Genomic DNA, 22,682 nt, shown 5'->3' with positions numbered 1-22,682 from the left:
GTTCACCCGCGCGTGACCGGGCCAGGGCCGGCGGTGAGACTCCACCACACGATGGTGGCGCTCACGAGCCAGAAGAGGACCATGAAGATCCAGTCGCGCGCGCGGAACGGGACACGGTACCGTTCCGTCCGCGTCCGATGGGCCCCGAAGGCGCGCGAGTCCATGGCGAGGGCGACCCGCTCCGCGTGCCGGATCGCCCCGGCGAGCAGCGGTACGACGTACCCGCCGGTGCGGCGGACGGCGGCGATCGGACCGCGCCCCTCGGCCATCCCGCGAACCCGGTGCGCCGAACGGATGACCTCGAGTTCATGGCCGAACCGCGGCACGAACCGGTAGGCCGCGAGCGCCGTGTACCCGATCCGGTACGGCACGTGCAGTTGCTGGATCATCGCGCGGACCACGTCCGGTCCGGTGGAGGTGAGCCCGCCGATCAGGGCCAGCACGAGCAGGCTCGCCAGCCGCAGTGCCGTCGCGAGTCCGACGAGCAGCGCCCCGAGGAAGAAGCGGTAGTCGCCGATCTGGAACAGGAGGACGGACTGGTCGACCTTGCCCGGGTCGGTCCACAGGCCGAAGCTGAACGACATGATCCCGACGACGACCGGGAGCCCGACGAACAGGAGGAGCGCGACCGGTCTCGTCAGTCGAGCACCGATGAGGATGATCACGACGGCGAGGGCGATGCAGAGCGTCGGTGTCAGGAGGTCCCTCGTGAACGCGAGCACCGCCATCACCGGGAGGGGTGCACCGAGCTTCGCGAGCGGGTTCAAGCGGTACAGGAACCGGTTCGCCGGGTGCGTCCCGTTCGTCGCGTACGGGTCGATCGACGTCGTGCTCACGGGGCGTCCGTCCCCGGCAGATCGTCGAGCCGCGAGAGATGCCGCCACTCGGGGTGGTGTTCCAGCGCGCGCATGGCTCTCGCGAGCGGCGGCGGACGCAGGCCGGCCCGCTGGATGAGGTCGTCGTCGGCGAGGACGGCGCCGGTCGGACCATGGGCCAGGAGCCGCCCGTCGGCCATCACCGCGACGTGGGTGGCGTGGTCTGCGACGAGCTGGAGGTCGTGGGTCACGACGATGACCGTCGTGCCCTGGGTGTTGAGCTCGGCGAGGAGGTCGAGGAGTTCGTTCGCCCGCGCGCGGTCCTGCCCGAACGTCGGCTCGTCGAGCGCGAGCACCGGGGCTCCGGCGATGAGTGCGCTCCCGACGGACAACCGCCGCTTCTGACCGCCCGACAGGAGGAACGGGTGCACCTCACGCGCCGACTCGAGCCCGAAGCGGCGCAGCAGCTCGGTGACGCGACACTCGACCTCCGGCTCGTCGACGCCCCGGATCCGCAGGCCGTGCGCGAGTTCGTCGTGGACGGTGTGGGTGATGAACTGGTGCTCGGGGTTCTGGAAGACGAACCCGATGTGCGCGGCGACCGTGCGCACGTCGCTCCGGCCGGGGTCGACCCCGCCGACGTCGATGCGGCCTCGAGGGGGTTGGACGACGCCCGCGATCGCTTGGAGCAGGGTCGTCTTGCCGGCGCCGTTCGTGCCGATGACGGCGAGGAAGTCGCCGGTGTCGACCTCGAGGCTCACCTCGTGCAGGATCCGCGTCCGGTGTCGCCCCCTGCCGCGCTCGACGCTGAGGCGGTCGACACGCACCGCGACGGACCGGTCGGCCGTGACCGGTGCCGCGACGGCGGAGGGGGGCGCCGGCAGCTCGATCGCGTCGAGGGCGACGGTCAGCTCGTCGGGTGTCAGGGGGAGGCTCGGCAGCAGGACGCCCGCCTCCTGGAGGCGCAGCGCGGCGAGGGTGGCGACCGGCAGCCAGACGCCCATCTCGAGGAGCTCCGTGACATGGCCGACGAGGACCTCGCGGGTCGGCCCGTCGAATCGGAGACGGCCGTCGCGGTCGAGGACGACGACGCGGTCGACGAGGTCGATGGCGGCGTCGAGGTTGTGCTCGACGAGCAGGATCGCGTGGTCACCCCGGGAACCGTCCGGCGCGGAGACGAGGGACCGGAGCGCGGAGTAGACCTCCTCGATGCCCGCCGGATCGAGGTTGGCGGTCGGTTCGTCGAGGACGAGCAGCTCGCCACCCATGGCCAGGGCGCAGGCGATGGCGAGGCGCTGCCGGCCGCCGCCCGAGAGGCGGTCGGGGTTCTCGGTCCGCCGTTCCCAGAGCCCGACCTGCCGCAGCGCGCGCTCGGCTCTGGCCAGGACGTCCTCGACGGGGAGCAGGAGGTTCTCCGGTCCGAAGCACACCTCGTCGAGCACCGAACCGGTGACGATCTGCGCGTCCGGATCCTGGAAGACCATCGAGACGTGCTCGCTCAGCTGGGCGACGGTCGCATCCACGGTGTCGAGGCCGGCGGTGACCACGGTGCCCTCGAGTTCGGCCGGGAGCGCGTGGGGGATGAGGCCGTTGAGGGCGAGGGCGAGCGTCGACTTCCCGGACCCGCTCGGTCCGAGCAGGAGCACCACCTCGCCCGGCGCGATCCCGAACGAGACGTCGTCCGGGGTCCACAGCTCCCGGTCGTCATGACGGATGCGCACCCGTCGGACGAGGGTGGCGGGCTGCGCCGGTGGAGCGACGTCCACTCAGGCCCGCGTGTCGACGGATCCGCGGCCGCGCTGCACCGGCTTGGCGATGGATCGCCCGACCCCTGCCCTGGCGAGCGCTGCTGCCACGCCGCGTCCGGCCGCGGTGAACGCGATCGGGCTGAGCACGAACAGGGCGATGTAGACGGCCTGTGCGACCGGGGTGAAGTGGTCGATGCCCAGGACGACGAGCACCGAGGCGGCGAACACGAGCCCGGCGATCCCGGCGGCGAGATAGAAGACCCACGAACGCCACACGCGGTACCGGGACACGGCGAAGGGGATCTCCTGGAGGAGGCCGATGGCGAGGCCGGTGCCGAAGTAGCGGAAGAACCACTGCGGGCTGAACGCCGCGGAGACGAGGCCGGCGGTGAGGCCGGTCATGAGCGCTACGCCGCCTCGGCGCAGGAGTGCCTGTGCGACGACGCCCGGCAGGAAGTAGACACCGATGATGAGGCCGTAGAGCACCGGCGCGGTGGCGGAGATCGTGCCCCCGACGTACCCGGAGACGACGAAGACGAGGCCGCCCCCGACGCCGATCGCGGCGCAGGTCAGCAGCAGTCGCGTACTCAGACGTTGCATGAGCCCACCTTCACGAGCAGCCGATCTCCTGAGGACAGCCTATCCTCCCTTCGCCGGGCGCACGGCCGACGGATGTGGTCCGGATCGGGATGGTGAGCACCGTCCGGGAGGGATCAGATCGACCGCCGACGCGGGGTCAGCCGGACGTTCGGCAGCGGCGGGGCCGGGATGCGCTCGACCCCGTGACCGGCCACCGAGCCGAACCTCGGGGAACCGGCCTCCCAGTCCGCCCGGGCGGTCTCGATGTCCTCGTGGCTCCGACCGACGAAGTTCCACCACATGACGAGTTCCTCGGGGAACGGTGTTCCACCGAGGAGGACGAATCGGGCACCCGAGGCGCTGCCGAGGCTGAGGTGGTCGCGACCCGGCTCGAGGTAGAGCAGCGGACCGGAGGTGAGGTCGGTGCCGTCCACGTCGAGCTCACCCTCGATCACGAGGACGCCGTGCTCGAAGGCGGGGTCGACCGGCAGGGTCACCGCTGCACCGGGGTCGAGGACGACGTCGGCCCCGAGGAGCGGTGAGTGCACGGTGGCGGTGGAGGTCGCCGCACCGAGCGTGCCGACGAGGACCGTCGCGCGGAGACCGGGAGCGGTGTGGACGGGGAGGTCCCGGTGCTGCTCGAACGCCGCCGGGACCGAGGAGGCATGCTCGGGGAGGGCGACCCAGAGCTGGAGGCCGTGCATCTCGTCCTCCTCCTCGCCGACGGAGAACTCGGAGTGCGAGACGCCGACGCCGCTCGTCATGAGGTTCAACTCACCCGGGCGGACGACCACGTCGCTGCCGACGCTGTCCCGGTGCCGGATGTCGCCGGCCAGCGGCCAGGTCACGGTCTGCAGGCCGGTGTGCGGGTGCGGCAGGACCCGCATCCGCGCGTGGTCCTCGTCGAAGCGGTCGAGGAAGCACCAGGCGCCGATCATCGGCAGCTCGCGCTGGGGGAGGGTGCGGTGGACGCTCAGGCCTCGGACGCCGCCGAGGGGGACCTCACGTGCCTCGAGCAGCCGCGTGCCCGAGCTGTCGGGCGCGTGGCAGACGCTGGGTACCGGATCGGCGTCGAGTCTCGTCATGAGCGCCTCCTTATCACGGCCAACGCTACTCCGCTCGGTCTGCCGCGGTCCTCGCCGACGTGCTTGACTGGGCGACGGGGCCGCTCCGGTCCCGTCGCTCCCGAGATTGGGGATCCCATGGGCCTGTTCGACAAGCACGACGGTACGCCCGAGCCGCTCGCACGAGGGCTCTGGCACGACCGCATCGGCACGTTCGCGACCCGGAGTGTCCAGACGCTCGCCATCGTCGCCGTCGCCGCGCTGATCGTCTTCGCGCTGACCCAGCTCTCCCTCGTGATGATCCCCGTCGTCATCGCCCTCATCCTCGCGTCCGCGATCTACCCGCTCATGCGGTGGATGCGGTCGAAGGGCCTCCCGTCGATCCTCGCCACCTGGATCGCCCTCGTCTCGATCCTCGTCGTCCTCGGCGGCATCGGCTGGCTCATCGTCTGGGCCGTCCGCAGCCAGTGGGACGACCTCGTCGACTCCGCCTCGAAGGGCTTCGGGCAGCTGCAGGACTGGCTCGGCACCCTGCCGTTCGACATCGACGAGAAGCAGATCGAGGACGCCAAGCAGACCGCGGTCGACTTCCTCACCTCGAGCCAGTTCAGCAGCGGGGCGCTCGCCGGGGTCTCGGCGACGGCGAGCTTCCTCACCGGGCTCGTCCTCATGATCGTCGTGCTGTTCTTCTTCCTCAAGGACGGGCCGCGGCTCTGGGAGTTCCTGCTCCGCCCCTTCACCGGGGCCGCGTACGACCGCGCCAAGCGCGTCGGCGGCAAGACGGTCGACACGCTCGGCGGCTATGTGCGCGGTACCGCGACGATCGCGGCCGTCGATGCGCTCGGCATCGGCATCGGCCTCGCGATCATCGGCGTCCCGCTCGCGCTGCCGCTGAGCGTCATCGTGTTCCTCACCGCCTTCATCCCGATCGTCGGTGCGACCGCCGCCGGCATCCTCGCGGCGCTCGTCGCGCTCGTGGCCAACGGTCCGGTGGCCGCGCTCATCGTCGTCGGTGTGGTCGTCCTGGTGAACCAGCTCGAGGGCAACTTCCTGCAGCCCGTCGTCATGGCGCGTTCGCTCAAGCTGCACGCCCTCGTCGTCCTCCTCGCCTTGACGGCCGGCACCATCCTCGGCGGCATCGTCGGGGCGGTCCTCGCGGTCCCGATCGCCGCGGTCGCCTGGGGCATCGTCGGCGTCTGGAACGGTCCGGACCAGCCGGCGGAACCCATGCGACAGAAGCGCCCGGAGTCGGTCTGAGTCGAGCGGTCGCCGGCGCACCCGGAGTCGCCGGATAGCATGTGAGCGTGGACACCCACGACCTCCTCGGCCTCGTGTTCGAGGTCTTCACCTGGATCGGCTTCGGATGCGCCGTCGTCGTGCTCCTCGCCATGCTCATCGCCAGGGCGGCGGACGGCAGCTGGATCGAGACGCACGGCGTCATCGTCGACGGACCGGTCGATCCGGAGCGCCCCGAGGGGACGGCCGGCCGGGAGGTCCGCTGGATGACGGAGGCCGCGGAGCTGTACTCCCGTCCCGTCTCCGACGCGGAGTTCGACGCGCTCCGCGACCCGGAGGAACCGAACGTCTTCTACGCCCGGCGCGAGCCGTCCCGTGCACGGTTCACGCGGAGCGCCGACCACGCGAAGGCGCTCCGGCTGCTGTTCTGGGTGAGCTTCGGCATCGGCGTGGCCTGCTCCGTCGCGTCGATCGTCCTGCTGTTCGTGGCCGACGCGGCCTGAGCGCGACCATCGCTCGGGTAGTCTGGGTGTCCGAGCGTCGACACCTGGTCCGCTCGTTCTCCCGGAGGCCTGGCATGACGGAACGGTGGGCTCGAGTCGCCCGCGGCACCGCCGCAGCGGCCTTCGCCACCTTCGCCGCCGCGCTCTCGCACACGATCGGCGGGGCCGCGGCACCGTCCGCGTTCGTGCTCCTCGTCGGCGGCACCTTCGCCGTCCTCGTCTGCGTGCTGCTCGCCGGCCGACGCATCACCGTTCCGGGGATCGTCGCCTCCGTGCTCGTGAGCCAGCTCGGCTACCACGCGCTCTTCACCCTCGTCCCGAGCACCGTCAGCGCCACGGTGACCTCGGGCGGCGGATCCGGCGCCGGCTCGTGGCACCGGCACCAGGTCGTCGAGCTGGCGGCCGGCGGCGGCATCACCATGCACAGCCACGGCGCCACGGCCATGTGGGTAGCCCACCTCGTCGCCGCCGTCGCCACGATCACGGCCATCCTCTTCGCCGAGCGCGCGACCCGCGCGGCGCTCGCGGCCTTGACGGTCCGGCTGCTCGCACGTCGCGCCGCCCCGGTCCACCTCGTCCCGGCACCTCGGCGGGTGCAGTGGGTCCGCGTCAACGAGCGCCCGCGCAACCTCGGCGTCGTCCTGCTCCACCTGCGTCACCGCGGTCCTCCGGCGTTCGCCACCGCCTGACCGCCGCGCCACCGTCCGACACGGACGGGTGCTGTGCGCGGCGTGGTCGGCCATCCGCATCGCAGTACCCACCGGCGCGCCCGCCCAGGCGTCGCCCCATCCGTCTCCGCAGGCTCGACGCCGCGGAGCAGTCGACAGGACATCATGAACGCAACGACCCCCCGCCCCACCTTCCGCAAGCCCGCCGCCCTCGGTGCGATCGCCATCGGCGCCGGAGCACTCCTCGCCGTGGGAGCGCCGCTCGCCGCCAGCGCCCACGTGAGCGTCACGCCCACCTCGACCGCCGCCGGTTCCTACACGGTGCTGAGCTTCGCCGTCGGTCACGGCTGCGACGGTTCGCCCACCACGAGCCTCTCCTTCGAGATCCCCGAGGAGATCAACGCCGTGACGCCGACGGTCAACCCGAACTGGACCATCGACAAGCAGATGGCCCCGCTCGCGAAGCCCATCACCGACAGCCACGGCGAGCAGCTCGCCGAACGCGTCGGCACCGTCGTCTACACGGCCAAGACGCCGCTCGCCGACGGCTACCGCGACACCGTCTCCTTCCAGGTCCAGCTGCCGGCCGACGCGGAGGGGAAGACCCTCGTGTTCCCGGTGACGCAGACGTGTGAGGTCGGCCAGACCGACTGGACCGACGTCGCGAAGGACGGCCAGACCGAGGACGACCTCGAGTCGCCCGCACCGGTCGTCGTCGTCACGGCCGCCGAGGCCGGCGACCACCACGGCGCGGCTGCCACGGACGACGACGGCGACGGTGACCACACCGAGGCCGCTGCCGCCTCCGACGCCGGCACCACCGACGTCCTGGGACGCGTGCTCGGCATCGCCGGGCTCGTCGTCGGTGCCGCCGGCATCGTGATCGCCGCGTCCGCGCGTCGCGCGGCGTCCGACGCGAAGCGCCAGGCCTGATGACGACGGCCCGTCGCCGCCGCCTCGTCGGCTCCGTCGCCACCGCGTTCCTCGCGGCGGCGGCGGTGTTCGCCGTCGCCGGTCCGGCTGCAGCGCACAACACCATCGTCTCGACGAGCCCCGCCGAGGGATCGACGGTCACCGAGCAGCCGGAGCAGGTCGTCATCACGACGAACGACAACCTGCTCGACCTCGGCGAGGCGGGTCAGTCCAATCAGATCCAGGTGACCGGCCCCGGCGACGAGCAGCTCCAATACGGCACGGCGTGTGCGGCAGTCAACGGACCGGCGCTCGTCATGCCGATGCAGCTCGGCGAGGCCGGGGAGTACACGGTCGTGTGGCAACTCGTGTCGACCGACGGGCATCCGTTGTCGGGGAGCTACACCTTCCAGTGGGCACCGGCCGAGGGTCAGGAGCTCNGCCGCCGGCAGCTCGGAGCCGGCGTGCGCGACGAGCGGTGCCTCGTCCGTCGGGCCGTCGTCGGCTGCGGGTGGCGCAGGTGATGGCGACACCGCCACACCGGCCACCGGTGGTCTGAGCGGCGACGTCTGGTGGGTGGTCGGCGCGATCGGTGTCGTCCTGGTGGCCGGCATCGGCGTGCTCCTCGTGACCCGTCGCAAGCCGGAGCCGGACGACCAGACCTCGGTGTCGGGCGGTTCCGGCTCGGACGGTCCTCCCACCTCCTGATCGTCCTCCGCACCACGACGGCCCCGCCGGCATCCACTGCCGGCGNGGGCCGTCGTCGTCCGGCTCAGGAGTGCTCGCGGTCCTCACCCGACCGCTCGTCCTGCCGGTTGATGCGCGCCAGACGGGCGTTGTAGTCGCCGAGCTCGGCGTCACCGTCGCGCTCCGCCCGGCGGTCGTACCGTTTCGCGGCGCGCTCGTCACTCTGGACCCACTGCGAGACGACGATGAGCGCGACGAGCACCGCCGGCACCTCCCCGACGCTCCAGGCGATGCCACCGCCGACGCCCTGGTCGGCGAGGAGCGCGGCGGTGTCGGTGTACCCGAGGGCCGTCCACCAGTCGGCGGCGAGCACGGTCGAGCTCGACATGATCGCCAGGCCGAAGAAGGCGTGGAACGCCAGGGTCGCGAGCAGCAGGATGAGCCGGAACGGGAACGCGGGCCGGTTCGGACCGGGGTCGACGCCGATCAGCACCCAGAAGAACAGGTACCCGGTGGCGAGGAAGTGCACGGTCATGAGGACGTGACCCTGGTGCGCGATCATCGCCCACTCGAACCAGCCGGTGTAGTAGAACACCACGAGGCTGCCGGCGAACAGGACGCCGGCGACGGCGGGCTTCGACAGGAGGCTCAGATAGCGAGAGTGCACGACGGCGAGGATCCACTCGCGGAGCCCCCGCCCACCGTCCGTCCGGGCCGGCAGGGTCCGGAGGGCGAGGAGGACCGGGCCGCCGAGCACGAGGAGCGGCGGCACGATCATCATGAGCGCCATGTGCTGCAGCATGTGGGTGCTGAAGTGGATCTGGCCGTAGGCGGCGAGGCCACCACTCGTGGCGTACAGCAGTGCGACGCAGCCGAGCAGCCAGGCGACCAGCCGGGTCACCGGCCACGCGTCACCGCGCCGTCTGAGCCGCAGGAACGCCCACAGGTACCAGCCGGCGCCGACGGCCGCGATCCCGGCCCACATCCAGTCCACGTGCCACTCGGTGAACATCCGGAGCGGCGTCACGGGCGGTGGGTACTCGAACCCGAGGAGGCGGCGTCGGACGTCGTCGGCGACGGGCTCCTGCGACACCGGCGGTTGGCTGCGGGACAGCGCGACGGAGACGCCCATCGTCACGGCCATGACGACGACCTCGCCCACCGCGAGGCGGATGAAGGCCCTCGGATCACGGTTCGGACGCAGCAGCCTCGGGATCAACTGACGGCGGTGCCAGACGCCTGCGCAACCGAGGAGCACGAGCGCCACCGTCTTGGCAACGATGAGCAGCCCGTAGGGGGTCAGGAGGTCGGACGGTCCCGCCAGACGCAGTGAGGCGTTCACGACACCGGAGAAGGCCACCGCCCCGAACGCCCAGCCGGCCAGCACCGAGTAGCGCGCGACCACGACCCCGATCTCGTTTCCGACGGCTCGGCGCAACAGGATCACCGCGACGAGGCCGCCCGCCCAGGCGGTGACGCCGATGAGGTGGACGGCGAGCGAGTTCACCGCGTTGCCGTGTTCGTCGGAGCCGGCCGCGTGTCCGGACAGCGAGAGCGGCAGGAGTGCGAAGACCGCGATGGCGTTCGCCGCGGCGACCCAGGCGAGACGGCGCGCGAGCACCACGATGCAGCCGACGAGGAGGACGCACCCGAGCGAGGCGAGGAGCGTCTGACCGAGTTCGAGTTGCGTCGCGTAGAAGAGGAAGGTGTTGGCGAAGGTGGGCGACGACACGGGGACGCCGATGGAGTTCGCCGCGGTGAACACGAGGACCGCGATACCGGCGGCCAACCAGACGGCCGACGACCAGGCGGCCCAGCGGACGGCCTTGGCCTGCGAGAACGAGACGATGCCGGGCACGATCCGCTGCCCGGGGAGGAGGAACGTCGCGGCGGTCAGCAGCCCGATCGTCACCGCCGCCGCCGCATCGTGGACCACGCGCGCGATCGGGAGCCCCCTCGTGACCACGACACCGGGGTCTGAGAGCAGGGTCCCGGTCGAGAACGCCCCGGTGCCGACGAGCGCGAGCAGGGTGACGGCGACGGCGACCGGCACGGATGCGAGCATGATCGCCTCCGGTGCCCGGATCGGAGCCAGGCCGGGGGAGCGGTTCGGTGCGACCGCGAGGTCGTCGTCCGGCGGGGAGGAGGTGCGGGGTTCGGCCACGGTGGTGGCTCCTTTCCTGCGGGGTCGGCGCGCTCGTCCCTCGGGACGCGTCGCCGCCGCAGCACTGGCCGCTCGACGGGTCGGCGGGGACCGTGGTCGAGCGACGGGAATGGGGAGACGGGTCGCGCGGCGCTCCGGATGTCGGAGCGCGGTGGGACGACCCGCGGTGTGGGGCGGTCGACGGGGACCGATGGGGCCTGGCCGGCCGCGTGCTCAGCGGATGGTCGCGAGCGGCGGGCCGCGCAGGGCGGTCGTCTCGGGGTGGAAGCCGAGCGGGTGCGCCAGGCGGGGCTCGGTCGCCGTCTCGACGCGCGTCGGGCGCGTCGGCGGTGCGTCCGTCAGCGCTCTGCGGATGAGGCGGACGAGGACGAACTCCCGCACGCCCGCGAGGGCCGCGAGGAGCGAGCCCGCGCGCTGGAAGGCGGCGATGGTCACGAGACCGGCGGCGAGGTGGGCGGACCACATGCCCACATCGGTGTGGTGGCTCGCGGTCGCGCCGGTGACGAGGTCGACCGTTGCGGCGGACCCGTGCGTGCCGTGCGCCATGGCTCCAGGGTGCTGAGGCGTTCGCGGTGCGGTGCCGAGCACGAACAGGGTGTGGAACAGGACCTGGCTGACGACGACCGAGAGCGTGGTCCGCAGGAGGGTCAGGCGCCGACCGGCGAGGAGGACGCAGGCCGCCGTGGAGAGGACGAGTGGGACGACGACACCGAGGGCACCCGGGACCTGGCCCCCGCCCGCGACGTGGGACAGCAGCGCGATGAAGGTCGCGAACACCGCCGCGCTCGAGCCGCGGAGGACGCGGTCGGAGCGGTCTGACGGCATGGGTCCATTCTCACAGACGCGCGTCCGCTCGGCGTCGCCGACGATCGGCCCCGGACACGACGAAGCAGCCCCGCCATCCGGTGCGGATGACGGGGCTGCGGGTGTCGCTGGTGATGCGTGCGGGTGAACCCGCGGTCGGCTACTTGGCCGGCGGCATCAGGACCGAGTCGATGAGGTACACGGTCGCGTTGGCGGTCTTGACGCCACCGCAGATGACCTTGGCACCGTTGACGGTGATGTTGTCACCCGAGCCCTCGACCTTGACGGTTCCACCCTCGACGGTGGTCTGGTCGCCATCGATGTCCGACGGCGCGATCTGGCCGGGGATCACGTGGTAGGTGAGGATCGACGTCAGCGTCGCAGCGCCCTCAGGCGTCTTGAGGCTGTCGATCGTGGCGGCGTCGATCTTCTTGAACGCGTCGTCGACCGGAGCGAAGACGGTGAACTCGGAGCCGTTCAGGGTGTCGACGAGGTTGACGTCGGGGTTCAGCTGGCCGGAGACCGCAGCGGTGAGCGTGGTCAGCAGCGGGTTGTTCGATGCGGCGACGGCGACCGGGTCGGCCGACATGCCGGCGACGGATCCTGCACCGTCCGGGACGGCGTCAGCGTAGGCGGCGCAGCCCGAGCCGACGAGGTCCGCTGCCGGGTCGGCAGCCATGGACTCGGTGGGTGCGGAGCTGGGCTCCATGGAGGAGCCGCTGTCCGAGCTGGAGCCGCTGGAACAGGCTGCGAGGCCGAAGGTTGCGACGGCGGCGAGTGCGAGCACTGCCATGTGGTTCCGCTTGATGGTACGCATGTGATTCTCCTTTGATGAGGTTTGGACCGGCTGTTCGAGTGCCTCTCAGAACCGGCCCTCGATGACACTTCGGAGCCCCCACAGGGGTGGTTTGGAAAATCTTCGGATCCGGCCTCGACGACCCTCCGGCATTAAGAGGAACGAACTTTCCGTCCGGACCGCGGTGGAGGCTCGCGCGGCGATGTCGGCTGTGGCGGCTACGATCGACGGATGAGCTGGAGCACCGAACCCGACTGGATCCCGGACGACGCGGACGCTCCCGACGACTTCGACGCACCGCCGCCCGACGACGCCTACCTCGGCGGCGGAGTCAGCTGGGGCGCGGCGCCGTCCACGGCCGCTCCGGCTGCCCCGCGCACGGCGACCCCGGCCGTCACGCGCGCCGCAGGCCAGAAGTTCGCCACAGCGCAGGAGGCCCTGCACACCGTCTTCGGGTACGACGCGTTCCGCGGAGAACAGCAGCAGATCATCGAGCAGGTGGCCGGCGGTGGCGACGCGGTCGTGCTGATGCCGACGGGTGGCGGCAAGAGCCTCTGTTACCAGATCCCCGCGCTGCTCCGGCCGGGCACGGGCATCGTCGTGTCGCCGCTCATCGCGCTCATGCAGGACCAGGTCGACGCGCTCCTCGCGGTCGGTGTCCGTGCCGCCTTCCTCAACTCCACGCAGGATCCCGCGGAGCGGTCCCGGGTCGAGCAGGCGTATCTCGCGGGCGAGCTCGACCTCCTGTACGTCGCGCCGGAGCGGCTGAGCTCCGAGGCCACCCGCCGCTTCCTCGGGCAGGGCACCATCGCGCTCCTCGCCATCGACGAAGCGCACTGTGTGTCGCAGTGGGGGCACGACTTCCGCCCCGACTACCTCATGCTCGGCGAGCTGGCCGAACGCTGGCCCGACGTCCCGCGGATCGCCCTCACCGCGACCGCCACCGACGCGACGCACCAGGAGATCACCCAGCGCCTCCACCTGGGCGAGGCGAAGCACTTCGTCTCGAGCTTCGATCGCCCGAACATCCAGTACCGCATCGTGGGCAAGAACGAGGTCCGCAAGCAGCTCGTCGCGTTCGTGAAGGAGCAGCCGGCCGGCACCGCCGGGATCGTGTACTGCCTGAGCCGCAAGACGGTCGAGCAGACGGCCCAGCTCCTGCGCGACAACGGGGTGGACGCCGTCGCCTACCACGCCGGCCTCGACGCCTCGGTCCGCGCGGCCGCGCAGTCCCGCTTCCTCCGCGAGGACGGGGTCGTCGTCGTCGCGACCATCGCGTTCGGCATGGGCATCGACAAGCCGGACGTCCGGTTCGTCGCCCACGTCGACCTCCCGAAGAGCGTCGAGGGGTACTACCAGGAGACGGGGCGCGCGGGCCGCGACGGCGAGCCGTCCATCGCCTGGCTCGCGTACGGCCTCCAGGACGTCGTGCAGCAGCGCCGCATGATCGCGGAGTCGCCGGGCGACCTCGCCCACCAGCGCAACCTGAGCGCGCACCTCGACGCCATGCTCGCGCTCTGCGAGACGGTCGACTGCCGCAGGGTCAACCTGCTGCGGTACTTCGGCCAGCCGTCGACCCCGTGTGGCAATTGCGACACCTGCCTCGAACCGCCGGTCACCTGGGACGGCACCGTCCCGGCGCAGAAGCTCCTCTCCACGATCGTGCGCCTGAAGCGCGAACGGAACCAGTCGTTCGGTGCCGGCCAGATCATCGACATCCTCCGGGGCAAGCGGACCGACCGGGTCGCCCAGCAGCGGCACGACGAGCTCGCGACCTTCGGCATCGGCGAAGACCTCAGCGACCAGGAGTGGCGTGGGGTCGTCCGCCAACTCCTCGCACGCGACCTCCTGGCCACCGTCGGCGAGTACGGCACGCTCGGCCTCACCGAGGGGAGCGCCGAGGTGCTCGCCGGGAGTCGCCCGGTCGCCATGCGCCGCGAGCCGGAACGCGCCGCCAGGTCCTCCTCGCGGTCGTCCTCCCGGTCGGCTGGCGCGAACGCGGAGCTGGAACCGGCCGCCGCCGAGCTCTTCCAGGCACTCCGCGCCTGGCGGGCCAGCGTCGCGAAGGAGCAGGGCGTCCCGGCGTACATCGTCTTCGGCGACGCCACCCTGCGGGCGGTCGCGACGGCCAAACCCACCTCACTCGGCGAGCTCGACGGCATCAGCGGCATCGGTGCGAAGAAGCTCGACGCCTACGGTGCGGCGCTCGTCGAGGTCGTGTCCGCGAACAGCTGAGCCACGGCCTGGGAGCTTCCTGCGACAGCTGTGGGGCATGACCAACCCGGTTCGCCACGATCGGGCGGCCCCTTGTCCACATCCCACAGGTGCTTTCGGGCTTCGTTATGACAGTCCTACCATTGTGGGAGGTTTTCATGGGTGAAAGGCAGGGCACAGGGATGGTCGACACAGCGATCCGGACGAGCGTCAGCGGTACGACGGCAGCGACGGTCGAGGTGGCGCCGTCGGATGCGCGGCTCGACGTCCCGGCGCTCGCCCGCCAGCTCCTCGGATCCTGGCCGGAGGCACGTCTCGCCTCCCGCGCGCTCGCCGCCCGCCCGGAGATGCAGCGCATCGAGGGGCAGTCGATGGACGACCACCGCGACCGCGTGTTCCACCAGCTCAAGCTGCTCGTCGAGAACGGTCAGGTGCTCAAGGCCTTCCCGACGCGCCTCGGCGGTGCCGACGACCACGGCGGGAACATCGCCGGGTTCGAGGAGCTCGTGCTCGCCGACCCGTCGCTCCAGATCAAGTCCGGCGTGCAGTGGGGACTCTTCGGCGCCGCGATCCTGCACCTCGGCACCGAGCGGCACCACGACGCGTTCCTGCCAGGGGCAATGAACCTCGACGTCCCCGGCGCCTTCGCGATGACCGAGTCCGGCCACGGCTCCGACGTGGCGTCGATCGCCACGACGGCGACGTACGACCCCGAGACGCACGAGTTCGTCATCGACACCCCGTTCCGGGCGGCGTGGAAGGACTACCTCGGCAACGCGGCCGTCCACGGGAAGGCGGCGACGCTGTTCGCCCAGCTCATCACGAACGGCGTGAACCACGGTGTCCACTGCTTCTACGTCCCCATCCGCGACGACGAGGGTGCCTTCCTGCCCGGGATCGGCGGCGAGGACGACGGGCTGAAGGGTGGCCTGAACGGCATCGACAACGGTCGACTGCACTTCACCGGGGTTCGTGTCCCGCGGACCAACCTGCTCAACCGCTACGGGGACGTCGCCGAGGACGGCACGTACTCCTCGCCGATCGCGAGCCCCGGGCGTCGGTTCTTCACCATGCTCGGCACGCTCGTCCAGGGCCGGGTGTCGCTCGACGGCGCCGCCACGTCCGCCTCCGCCCTCGCGCTGCAGATCGCGATCACCTACGGCAGCGAGCGCCGCCAGTTCAACGCGGGCAGCGACACGCAGGAGGAGGTCATCCTCGACTACCAGCGCCACCAGCGCCGGCTCCTGCCCCGCCTCGCGACGACGTACGCGCAGATCTTCGCCCACGACCGGCTGCTCGTGAAGTTCGACGAGGTCTTCAGCGGGAAGGCCGACTCCGACGAGGACCGTCAGGACCTCGAGACGCTCGCGGCGGCGCTCAAGCCCCTGTCGACCTGGCACGCGCTCGACACCCTCCAGGAGGCACGCGAGGCGTGCGGCGGCAACGGTTTCCTCGCCGAGAACCGCCTCACGGGTCTGCGCGCCGACCTCGACGTCTACGCGACCTTCGAGGGCGACAACAACGTGCTCCTGCAGCTCGTCGCCAAGCGTCTCCTCACCGACTACAGCCGCAAGTTCGCGAAGGTCGACGCCGGGGCGCTCGCGCGCTACGTGGTCGAGCAGGCGACCGACCGCGCCGTGCACAACAGTGGCCTGCGGAGCCTCGCACAGACGGTGAAGGACTTCGGGTCCACCGCGCGTTCGGTGAGCCAGCTCCGCGACACGAACGTGCAGCGCGAGCTGCTCACGGAGCGGGTCGAGTCGATGATCGCCGAGGTCGCGACCAAGCTGCGCGGTGCCAACAAGCTGTCGAAGCAGGCCGCGTCCGACCTCTTCAACGCGCACCAGAACGAGCTCATCGAGGCGGCACGGGCGCATGGCGAACTCCTGCAGTGGGAGGCGTTCACCGAGGGTGTCGAGCAGATCGAGGACCCGGGCACGAAGCACGTCATGACCTGGGTGCACGACCTCTTCGGGCTCTCGCTCATCGAGAAGCACCTGGCCTGGTACCTCATCCACGGTCGGCTCTCGCCGCAGCGTGGTCAGGCCGTCAGCGCCTACGTCGACCGCCTCATCGCGCGGCTCCGTCCGCACGCCCTCGACCTGGTCGAGGCCTTCGGGTTCGCGCCGGAGCATGTGCGGGCGCCCATCGCGACCGGCCAGGAGGCGCAGCGCCAGCAGGAGGCCGCCGACTACTTCGCCGAGCGTCGTGCTTCGGGCGAGGCACCGGTCGATGAGAAGACGCTCTCCAAGAAGCAGCGCTGATCAGCGGTATCCCCCGAAGCGGGGATAGGGGCTTCCGATACGCTGTGCGGAGTGCTCATCGACCCGACGGTGTGCCGAGTGGAGGGCAGTGGCATGACGGCTGATCTGATCGTGGTTGGGGCCGGACTGTTCGGCTTGACGATCGCGGAACGCGCTGCGAACGAGCTCGGGCTGCAGGTCCTCATCATCGATCGCCGCTCGCACATCGGTGGCAACGCCTACAGCGAGACGGAGCCCGAGACCGGCATCGAGGTGCACCGCTACGGCGCGCACCTGTTCCACACCTCGAACGAGCGGGTGTGGGAGTACGTGAACCGGTTCACGACGTTCACGCCCTACGTGCACCGCGTGTACACGAAGCACCAGGGCGTCGTCTTCCCGATGCCGATCAACCTGGGCACGATCAACCAGTTCTTCCAGGCGGCGTACTCGCCCACCGAGGCGCGGGAACTCATCCGCAGCCAGGCCGATGCCGCCGCCGGCACCGAGGCGACGAACCTCGAGGAGCGCGGCGTCTCGCTCATCGGCCGCCCCCTCTACGAGGCGTTCATCGCGGGGTACACGCAGAAGCAGTGGCAGACCGATCCACGCGAGCTGCCGGCGGACATCATCTCGCGCCTGCCCGTCCGGTACAGCTACGACAACCGGTACTTCAACGACACCTACGAGGGCCTGCCGACCGACGGCTACACGGCGTGGTTGACCAAGATGGTGGACCACCCGAACATCGAGGTGCGTCTCGACACCGACTTCTTCGACGAGAGCCAGCCGATCCACCGCGGGAACACGCCGGAGGGCGTGCCTGTCGTCTACACCGGGCCGATCGACCGCTACTTCGACTACCTCCACGGGCGGCTCGGCTGGCGCACGCTCGACTTCGAGCAGGAGGTCCACCCGGTGGGCGACTATCAGGGCACCTCGGTGATGAACTACGCCGACGCGGAGGACGAGTTCACCCGCATCCTCGAGTTCCGGCACTTCCACCCCGAGCGCGACAGCTACCCGGATGACAAGACGGTCATCGTGCGGGAGTTCTCACGCATGGCCACCGCCGAGGACGAGCCGTACTACCCGGTGAACACGCCGACCGACCGGGAGCAGCTGGCCCGATACCGCGAGGCGCAGGCGTTCGAACCGGACGTGTTCTTCGGTGGCCGGCTGGGCACCTACAAGTACCTCGACATGCACATGGCGATCGCCTCGGCGCTCACGATGTTCGACAACCAGCTCGCGCCGCGACTGCGGGAGCTCGCGGAGTAGTCCGAGCGGCCGAACCCGTCCGACGACCGGCGTGGTCCGGTCGGTCGGAGCGGGTCAAGCGGCGCGTCGGGCCGCGGTGCGTTTCGCGTACTCCTGGTAGACGAAGCCGGCCGCGCCCGCGATCATGCCGGCGCCCCTGGCGACCGCCCGCTCGCCACGCGCGACGTGGGTGAGCTTGCCCGTGACACGCCCGAGCAGGACCCGTCCACTGCCGCCGACGACACGGACGACCCCGCCCAGGAGGTACTGCAAGCGCACCCGGATCGCGTGGGCGGGCCCTGATCCTGCGAGCCGCGCGACGGTCTCCTCGACGGTGCCGTTGCGGTACGCGCGGGTGAGGATCCAGCGACGGTTGAGCCGATCCTGCGGCACGTGTTCGTAGACGACGGCCTCGTCGCACCAGAGGATCGTGCCACCGCCGCGCGTGAGCTGGGTGGTGAAGAGCGAGTCCTCGCCGCCGCTGAAGGCGAGTCGGGTGTCGAAGCGCAGGCTGAGCCGTCGGACGACGTCGAGGTCGAGCAGGAGGTTGTTGGTCGCGACGGCGGGGAGGCGGTCCCCGGTGCGGTGCGCGGGGCGGATGAACGCCCGCCCGGCCACGAGCCAGGCGTCCCGCTCCACCTCGAAGACGGAGACGACGCGGCCGAACACCGCCGCCGATCCGTGATGCGTCCACATCGCGAGCATCGTCGCCAGCCAGTCCGGTGCCGGCTCCTCGTCGTCGTCGAGGAAGACGAGCAATCGTCCGTCCGCTTCGTCGAGGGCACGGTTCCGCACCGCGGCGAGGCCGGGGGTGCCCTCCAGGACGTAACGCAGCCGGCCGTCCGCGGACGGCGACAGCTCATCGGCGACCACGTGTCCACCGCCGGCCGGGTCGTTGTCGATCACGAGCACCTCGGCGTCCCACTCCCCGCCCGCCGCCGTTTCGGCGAGCTGCGGCAGCAGCGGGGTGAGCAGCCGGCGGAGCTCGGCGTTCCGGTGGAAGGTCGGGACGGCGACGGTCACCCGCCGCGCCGAAGGATGCTCAGCGACCACGACGGTTCCGTCCTGTCGCACGGCGCAGCGCCGCGGCACGGCCGAACGCGGCGAGGTGGCGCGTCCCGGCATCGGCCCAGTCGCGGGCGGACAGGTCCGGCTGTGCGGAGCGATCGCCTGCCTGCACCAGCGTCAGCGTCCGGTCGAGGTCGTCGGCGGTCAGTTCGCCCTCGTAGGTGTGAATCCAGCCCGGCCCCACCTCGGCGGCGAGGGCGGCGTTGGTCTCGTTCGCCGGGATGAGTACCGGCCGGTCGAGGGAGAGGGCCGCGAGGGTGCCGCCCGAGTTGTGCATGAACCGGTACGGCAGCACGACCAGCTCGGCGCTCGTCATGATCGTCACGAGTTCGGCGTCGCTCAGGAAGTGCAGCTCGAGTCGGATGCGGTCATCGTCGGCCGCGAGCCCGGTGATCGTCTCGGCCAGCTCGGTCGTCGAGGGACGCCCGCCGACGGTCAGGCTCACCGCACGGCCGCGTTCGGCGAGTTCGCGGAAGGTCGTGACGAGGTGTTCGACGCCCTTGTACCGGCGGATCAAGCCCGCGTACCCGAACCGGCCCGGCGTCGCCTCCGAGGCTGGGAACTCGGCGAACCAATCGCGGTAGTGGCCGTGGAGGATGGTCTCGACGGGCTGGTCGGCCGGGAGCGTGGTCGTCTCGTTGATGACGATGCGGAGGGTCGTCGCCCGCTCGAGGGCGACGAGGAGCGCCCGCTGCACCCGGGTGATGTCCTGCGGCAGTTCGACGTTGTGGACGGTCCGCACCACCGCGATCCGTGACAGGCGGAGTCGCGCCAGCAGGAGGGCGAAGCGCACCTGGTTCCCGATCGCCTTGACCCGGTTCGACCCGCCGAGGCGGGTCTCCGGCCAGTGCAGGTGCAACACGTCGTAGCGTCCGAGCAGCGCTCGCCGCCAGGTGAACCGCAGATGCTCCATCCCGGCCGTGGACCCGAGGGCGCGGTCGAGCTGCACGATGTACGGATTGGTCGTCGGACGCAGGCGCTGGTACGCCTGCATGACGCGGAGTCGACGGGACAACGGCATCTCCTGCCGGGAGAAGGGGCGGTCGGGTGCGCGCTCACGGCCGGATTCGGGTCGGCCAGTGCGCTGCTGGGTAAGCCTAGCGGGCCGCACCTCGGTCGGTGTGCGACGCGGGTGCGAGCGCGGCGCGGAGCCCGGCCACGACCTCCGCCCAGTCGTACCGTTCGCGGAGCGTCTCGTACGCCTCGGTCGTTCCAGGACGACCCCAGGCGGCGTCGATCGCCGAGCCGAGTGCCTGCGGTGTCGCCAGCGGATCGACGAGATGCGCGACGGAGCCCACCGTCTCGCGGAAGACCGGGATGTCGCTCACGAGCAGCGGTGCGCCGAACCGCGCGGCTTCGATCGGCGGGAGACCGAAGCCCTCGTCGAGGGAGAGGTTCGTGACGAGCGCTGCGTGCGCGTACAACCAGGCGAGTTCCGCATCGGTCACGTGCCCGAGGAAGCGGGCTTCACCGCGCTCGACCGCTGCGCTCGAGGCGGGGGTCAGGGCGGTCTCGACCCCGGAGTGCAGGGAGCCGCCCACGATGAGCAGCGGCTGCTCGGGGGTGATGACCTCGGCGGACGCGGCGGCCTCGATGGAGGCGGCCAGGTTCTTGCGGATGTTCAGGCGTCCGACGGTGACCGCGAAGGCCGCGAGATCGGCAGCACCCGCGGGGGCCTGCTGCTCGAGCGATTCGAGGTCGTTGCCCACGGCGAGGCCGACCGCCGTCGCCTGGGGGAGGCGCGGGTTGAGGCGCCGGATCCGGGCGGCCTCGGTGTCCGTCGAGGTGGCGAGCAGCGTGGCGCGCCTGGCGAGCACGGGCATGAGCGAGAAGTAGGCGCGTTCCGCCCGGCTGAACCACTCCGGGTGCTCCTGGAACATCACGTCGTGGATGAAGGTCAGGTTGCGACCGCTGGCCGGTGCGTAGTTGTGGGCGAGGATCGCGTCCGCACCGACGCGTCGGGCGAGGCGGGGGAGTTCGACGGCGTTCGACACCGCCTGGGGCCAGAGCCGCGTCTCGACCGTCTCGACGCCCTCCGGCAGGTCGTCGACGCGGTCGCCGGCGTGCTTGCGACGCAGGGCGACGACGAGTTCGTCGGCCGGGAATGCCTCGCTCCACGCGAGGATGAACTCCCGTTGCACCGTCCGGTTCGCGCCGGGACCGTGCACCCACCAGTAGCCGTCGAAAAGGACTCTCACAGCATCGCCTTCCCGTCGGTCGCCATATACTACCGCCAGTCGGCAGACGTCCCGAGTCGCCGGCGCGGAGGTGTGCGGTGGACCCGATGTATCGCGGTGACGGCCTGGCGATCGTGGTCGTCGACTACGGTTCGTCCGCTCTGCTCGCCGAGCACCTGGTCGCCGTGGAGCACGAACTGCCCGAGGCGCTCATCGTCGTCGTCCACAACCCCACCTCGGCCGCGGAACGCCAGGCGGTCGAGCGGCTCGTCGCCGAGCGCGGTTGGACGGCGGTCTACCCGGCGAGCAACCTCGGCTTCGGTGGTGGGGTCAACGCCGGTGTCGCCGCCGCGCTCGAGGACGAGACGACGACGACCCTCATGCTCCTCAACCCCGACGCGAGCATCGGTGCGGAGGCGACCGCGTTGCTCGTCGACCGTGCCCGCCAGGACCCGCTCGCGCTCGTCGGCCCGACCGTGCGCCGCCCTGACGGCCGACCGTGGTCGAGCGGTCACCTCCTGTCGATGCACTCCGGGGCGATGCGTTCCCTCGCCAGCACCGCGCCGTCCGACGACCCCGGACCGTGGATGCCGTGGCTGAGCGGTGCGTGCCTCGTGCTGAGCGCGACGCTCTGGCGGACCGTCGGCGGGTTCGACGAGGACTACTTCCTGTACTGGGAGGACGTCGACCTCAGTAAGCGTGTGCTGGACGCCGGCGGTTCGATCGTCTTCCTGCCGGAGGCCGTCGCGCTCCACGACGAGGGCGGCACCCATGACGACGGCACCGGCGGCAGCCGCGCGAAGTCGCCGACGTACTACTACTACAACGTCGTCAACCGCCTGCGGTTCGCCGCCGTCCATCTGGACGAGGAGCTGCGTCGGCGCTGGTTGCGCGGCTCGCCGCGAGCGTCGTGGCAGATCCTGTTGCGGGGCGGTCGTCGCCAGTTCCTGCACCCGGTCGCCCCGCTCGGCTCGGCCTGGCGCGGGCACCGCGACGGTCGCGCCCTCGTGAAGCGCGCGGCCGCCGGGCCCTATGGTGGGGTCAGCACCGGAACGCCGGTCGCCCTGCCCGAAGAGGAGACCGCATGAGCCCCGTCGTCCGCCGTGGATGGATCATCGGAGGCATCGTGGCCGTCGCGGTCATCGTGGTCGTCGTCATCGTGCTCGTCGTCGTCCGCCCGGCAGCCGCGCCCGGCTCCGGCGACAGCCCCACCACGACGCTGACCCCGAGCGCCGCCTCGACGCCGAGCGCGAGCCCGACGGACGGCGGGGCAGCCGAGGTGCTGCCCGAGTTCCCACCGGCACCGCTCGACGAGCCCGTCTCGGCCCCCAGCGGGCTCTCGGCGTCGATCGTCTCGATCGAGTCCGTCGACGGCGAGGCCGTCGGAGCCGGTGATGTCGGCGGTCCGGCGATCCGGGTCACCGTCCGCCTGACCAACGGGTCCACGTCGCCGCTCGACACCGCCCTCACCGTGGTCAACGGATACTCCGGTGCCGACCGCGAGCCCGCGGGCACACTCGTCAAGCCGGGTGGCAAGCCGTTCAGCGGCACCGTCGGGCCCGGTGACTCGCAGGACGCGGTCTTCCTCTTCACCATCCCGGAGGATGCTCGGGGAGACGTGACGATCACCGTCGACTACGCGGCCGGACAGCCCGCGTTCGTGTTCCAGGGCGACGCCTCGACGGGCTTCTGAGCCGCAGAGTCCGCGAGCACGCACGGGTCACAATGACGGGTGTCAGCGCCC

Annotated in this window: 20 protein-coding genes and 1 pseudogene; 11 read left to right on the top strand and 10 right to left on the bottom strand. The window is 71.2% G+C overall.

Annotated features, from left to right (window positions below; translation table 11 throughout):
* Positions 1-2: 2 nt before the first annotated feature.
* The 4 genes from ASE44_RS08980 to ASE44_RS08965 all read right to left on the bottom strand — a co-directional run bounded on the left by ASE44_RS08980 (position 3) and on the right by ASE44_RS08965 (position 4,227).
* Positions 3-836 carry an energy-coupling factor transporter transmembrane component T gene (locus ASE44_RS08980; RefSeq protein WP_082455919.1) on the bottom strand — a complete coding sequence of 278 codons (834 nt, stop codon included), beginning with the start codon at positions 834-836 and terminating at the stop codon, positions 3-5.
* Positions 833-2,581, bottom strand: a complete 1,749-nt coding sequence (locus ASE44_RS08975; RefSeq protein ID WP_056779070.1) for an ABC transporter ATP-binding protein — start codon at positions 2,579-2,581, stop codon at positions 833-835. Before ASE44_RS08975 ends, ASE44_RS08980 begins: the two co-directional genes overlap by 4 nt.
* Complete coding sequence (locus ASE44_RS08970) at positions 2,582-3,163, bottom strand: ECF transporter S component (RefSeq protein ID WP_056779067.1); 582 nt, start codon at positions 3,161-3,163, stop codon at positions 2,582-2,584.
* 113 nt (positions 3,164-3,276) lie between these two features.
* Complete coding sequence (locus ASE44_RS08965) at positions 3,277-4,227, bottom strand: pirin family protein (RefSeq protein ID WP_056779065.1); 951 nt, start codon at positions 4,225-4,227, stop codon at positions 3,277-3,279.
* A gap of 117 nt (positions 4,228-4,344) precedes the next feature.
* On the opposite strand from ASE44_RS08965, the gene ASE44_RS08960 reads away from it, so the two are divergent.
* From ASE44_RS08960 to ASE44_RS18950, 6 genes and pseudogenes are all read left to right on the top strand, one after another.
* Positions 4,345-5,463: an AI-2E family transporter gene (locus ASE44_RS08960; RefSeq protein WP_056779061.1), complete on the top strand. Its 1,119-nt coding sequence runs from the start codon at positions 4,345-4,347 to the stop codon at positions 5,461-5,463.
* A gap of 47 nt (positions 5,464-5,510) precedes the next feature.
* A complete protein-coding gene (locus tag ASE44_RS18470) occupies positions 5,511-5,945 on the top strand; it encodes a hypothetical protein (RefSeq protein WP_157579835.1) in 435 nt (144 codons plus the stop codon).
* A gap of 74 nt (positions 5,946-6,019) precedes the next feature.
* Positions 6,020-6,634 carry a hypothetical protein gene (locus ASE44_RS18465; protein ID WP_056779055.1) on the top strand — a complete coding sequence of 205 codons (615 nt, stop codon included), beginning with the start codon at positions 6,020-6,022 and terminating at the stop codon, positions 6,632-6,634.
* 144 nt (positions 6,635-6,778) lie between these two features.
* On the top strand, positions 6,779-7,546 hold the full coding sequence (locus ASE44_RS08945) for a YcnI family protein (RefSeq protein WP_056779052.1): 768 nt from the start codon (positions 6,779-6,781) through the stop codon (positions 7,544-7,546).
* Positions 7,546-7,965: pseudogene (locus ASE44_RS19100) on the top strand (copper resistance protein CopC); the annotation flags it as partial. The gene ASE44_RS08945 and the pseudogene ASE44_RS19100, both read left to right, overlap by 1 nt.
* 1 nt (position 7,966) lies before the next feature.
* A partial coding sequence (locus tag ASE44_RS18950) for a hypothetical protein (protein ID WP_369817188.1) occupies positions 7,967-8,233 on the top strand: 267 nt, incomplete at its 5' end.
* Between the two features lie 64 nt (positions 8,234-8,297).
* Here the strand turns inward: ASE44_RS18950 and ASE44_RS08935 are convergent.
* The 3 genes from ASE44_RS08935 to ASE44_RS08925 form a co-directional block, all read right to left on the bottom strand.
* Positions 8,298-10,376 carry a cytochrome c oxidase assembly protein gene (locus ASE44_RS08935; protein ID WP_056779047.1) on the bottom strand — a complete coding sequence of 693 codons (2,079 nt, stop codon included), beginning with the start codon at positions 10,374-10,376 and terminating at the stop codon, positions 8,298-8,300.
* A 213-nt stretch (positions 10,377-10,589) separates the two neighbouring features.
* Positions 10,590-11,201, bottom strand: coding sequence for a hypothetical protein (locus ASE44_RS08930; protein ID WP_056779043.1), 612 nt, complete (start codon positions 11,199-11,201; stop codon positions 10,590-10,592).
* Between the two features lie 139 nt (positions 11,202-11,340).
* Positions 11,341-11,997, bottom strand: a complete 657-nt coding sequence (locus ASE44_RS08925) for a fasciclin domain-containing protein (RefSeq protein WP_056008590.1) — start codon at positions 11,995-11,997, stop codon at positions 11,341-11,343.
* A gap of 210 nt (positions 11,998-12,207) precedes the next feature.
* Here ASE44_RS08925 and recQ point away from each other — a divergent pair, with 210 nt between their 5' ends.
* From recQ to glf, 3 genes are all read left to right on the top strand, one after another.
* The gene (gene recQ, locus ASE44_RS08920; protein WP_056779040.1) at positions 12,208-14,211 is read left to right on the top strand and encodes a DNA helicase RecQ; all 2,004 of its coding nucleotides are present in this window, start codon (positions 12,208-12,210) and stop codon (positions 14,209-14,211) included.
* A gap of 161 nt (positions 14,212-14,372) precedes the next feature.
* Positions 14,373-16,454, top strand: coding sequence for an acyl-CoA dehydrogenase (locus ASE44_RS08915; protein ID WP_056779037.1), 2,082 nt, complete (start codon positions 14,373-14,375; stop codon positions 16,452-16,454).
* A gap of 93 nt (positions 16,455-16,547) precedes the next feature.
* Positions 16,548-17,714, top strand: coding sequence for a UDP-galactopyranose mutase (gene glf / locus ASE44_RS08910; RefSeq protein ID WP_056779033.1), 1,167 nt, complete (start codon positions 16,548-16,550; stop codon positions 17,712-17,714).
* A gap of 54 nt (positions 17,715-17,768) precedes the next feature.
* Here glf and ASE44_RS08905 read toward each other — a convergent pair whose 3' ends face one another.
* From ASE44_RS08905 to ASE44_RS08895, 3 genes are all read right to left on the bottom strand, one after another.
* Entirely contained in the window at positions 17,769-18,716 is a 948-nt protein-coding gene (locus tag ASE44_RS08905; RefSeq protein ID WP_162235743.1) for a glycosyltransferase family 2 protein, read from the bottom strand.
* A gap of 19 nt (positions 18,717-18,735) precedes the next feature.
* On the bottom strand, positions 18,736-19,782 hold the full coding sequence (locus ASE44_RS08900) for a glycosyl transferase (protein ID WP_056779028.1): 1,047 nt from the start codon (positions 19,780-19,782) through the stop codon (positions 18,736-18,738).
* A gap of 76 nt (positions 19,783-19,858) precedes the next feature.
* Positions 19,859-20,959: a glycosyltransferase gene (locus tag ASE44_RS08895; RefSeq protein ID WP_157579834.1), complete on the bottom strand. Its 1,101-nt coding sequence runs from the start codon at positions 20,957-20,959 to the stop codon at positions 19,859-19,861.
* An 86-nt stretch (positions 20,960-21,045) separates the two neighbouring features.
* On the opposite strand from ASE44_RS08895, the gene ASE44_RS08890 reads away from it, so the two are divergent.
* Positions 21,046-22,026 (top strand): glycosyltransferase, encoded by a 981-nt coding sequence (locus ASE44_RS08890; protein ID WP_056779024.1) that lies wholly within the window; start codon positions 21,046-21,048, stop codon positions 22,024-22,026.
* Positions 22,023-22,631 carry a hypothetical protein gene (locus ASE44_RS08885; RefSeq protein ID WP_056779021.1) on the top strand — a complete coding sequence of 203 codons (609 nt, stop codon included), beginning with the start codon at positions 22,023-22,025 and terminating at the stop codon, positions 22,629-22,631. Before ASE44_RS08890 ends, ASE44_RS08885 begins: the two co-directional genes overlap by 4 nt.
* Positions 22,632-22,682 lie beyond the last annotated feature (51 nt).

It is taken from the genome of Plantibacter sp. Leaf1, from assembly GCF_001421315.1.
Lineage (GTDB): Bacteria > Actinomycetota > Actinomycetes > Actinomycetales > Microbacteriaceae > Plantibacter.
Note: the sequence above shows the minus strand (reverse complement) of the source record. Positions and strands in the feature narration are given on the sequence as shown.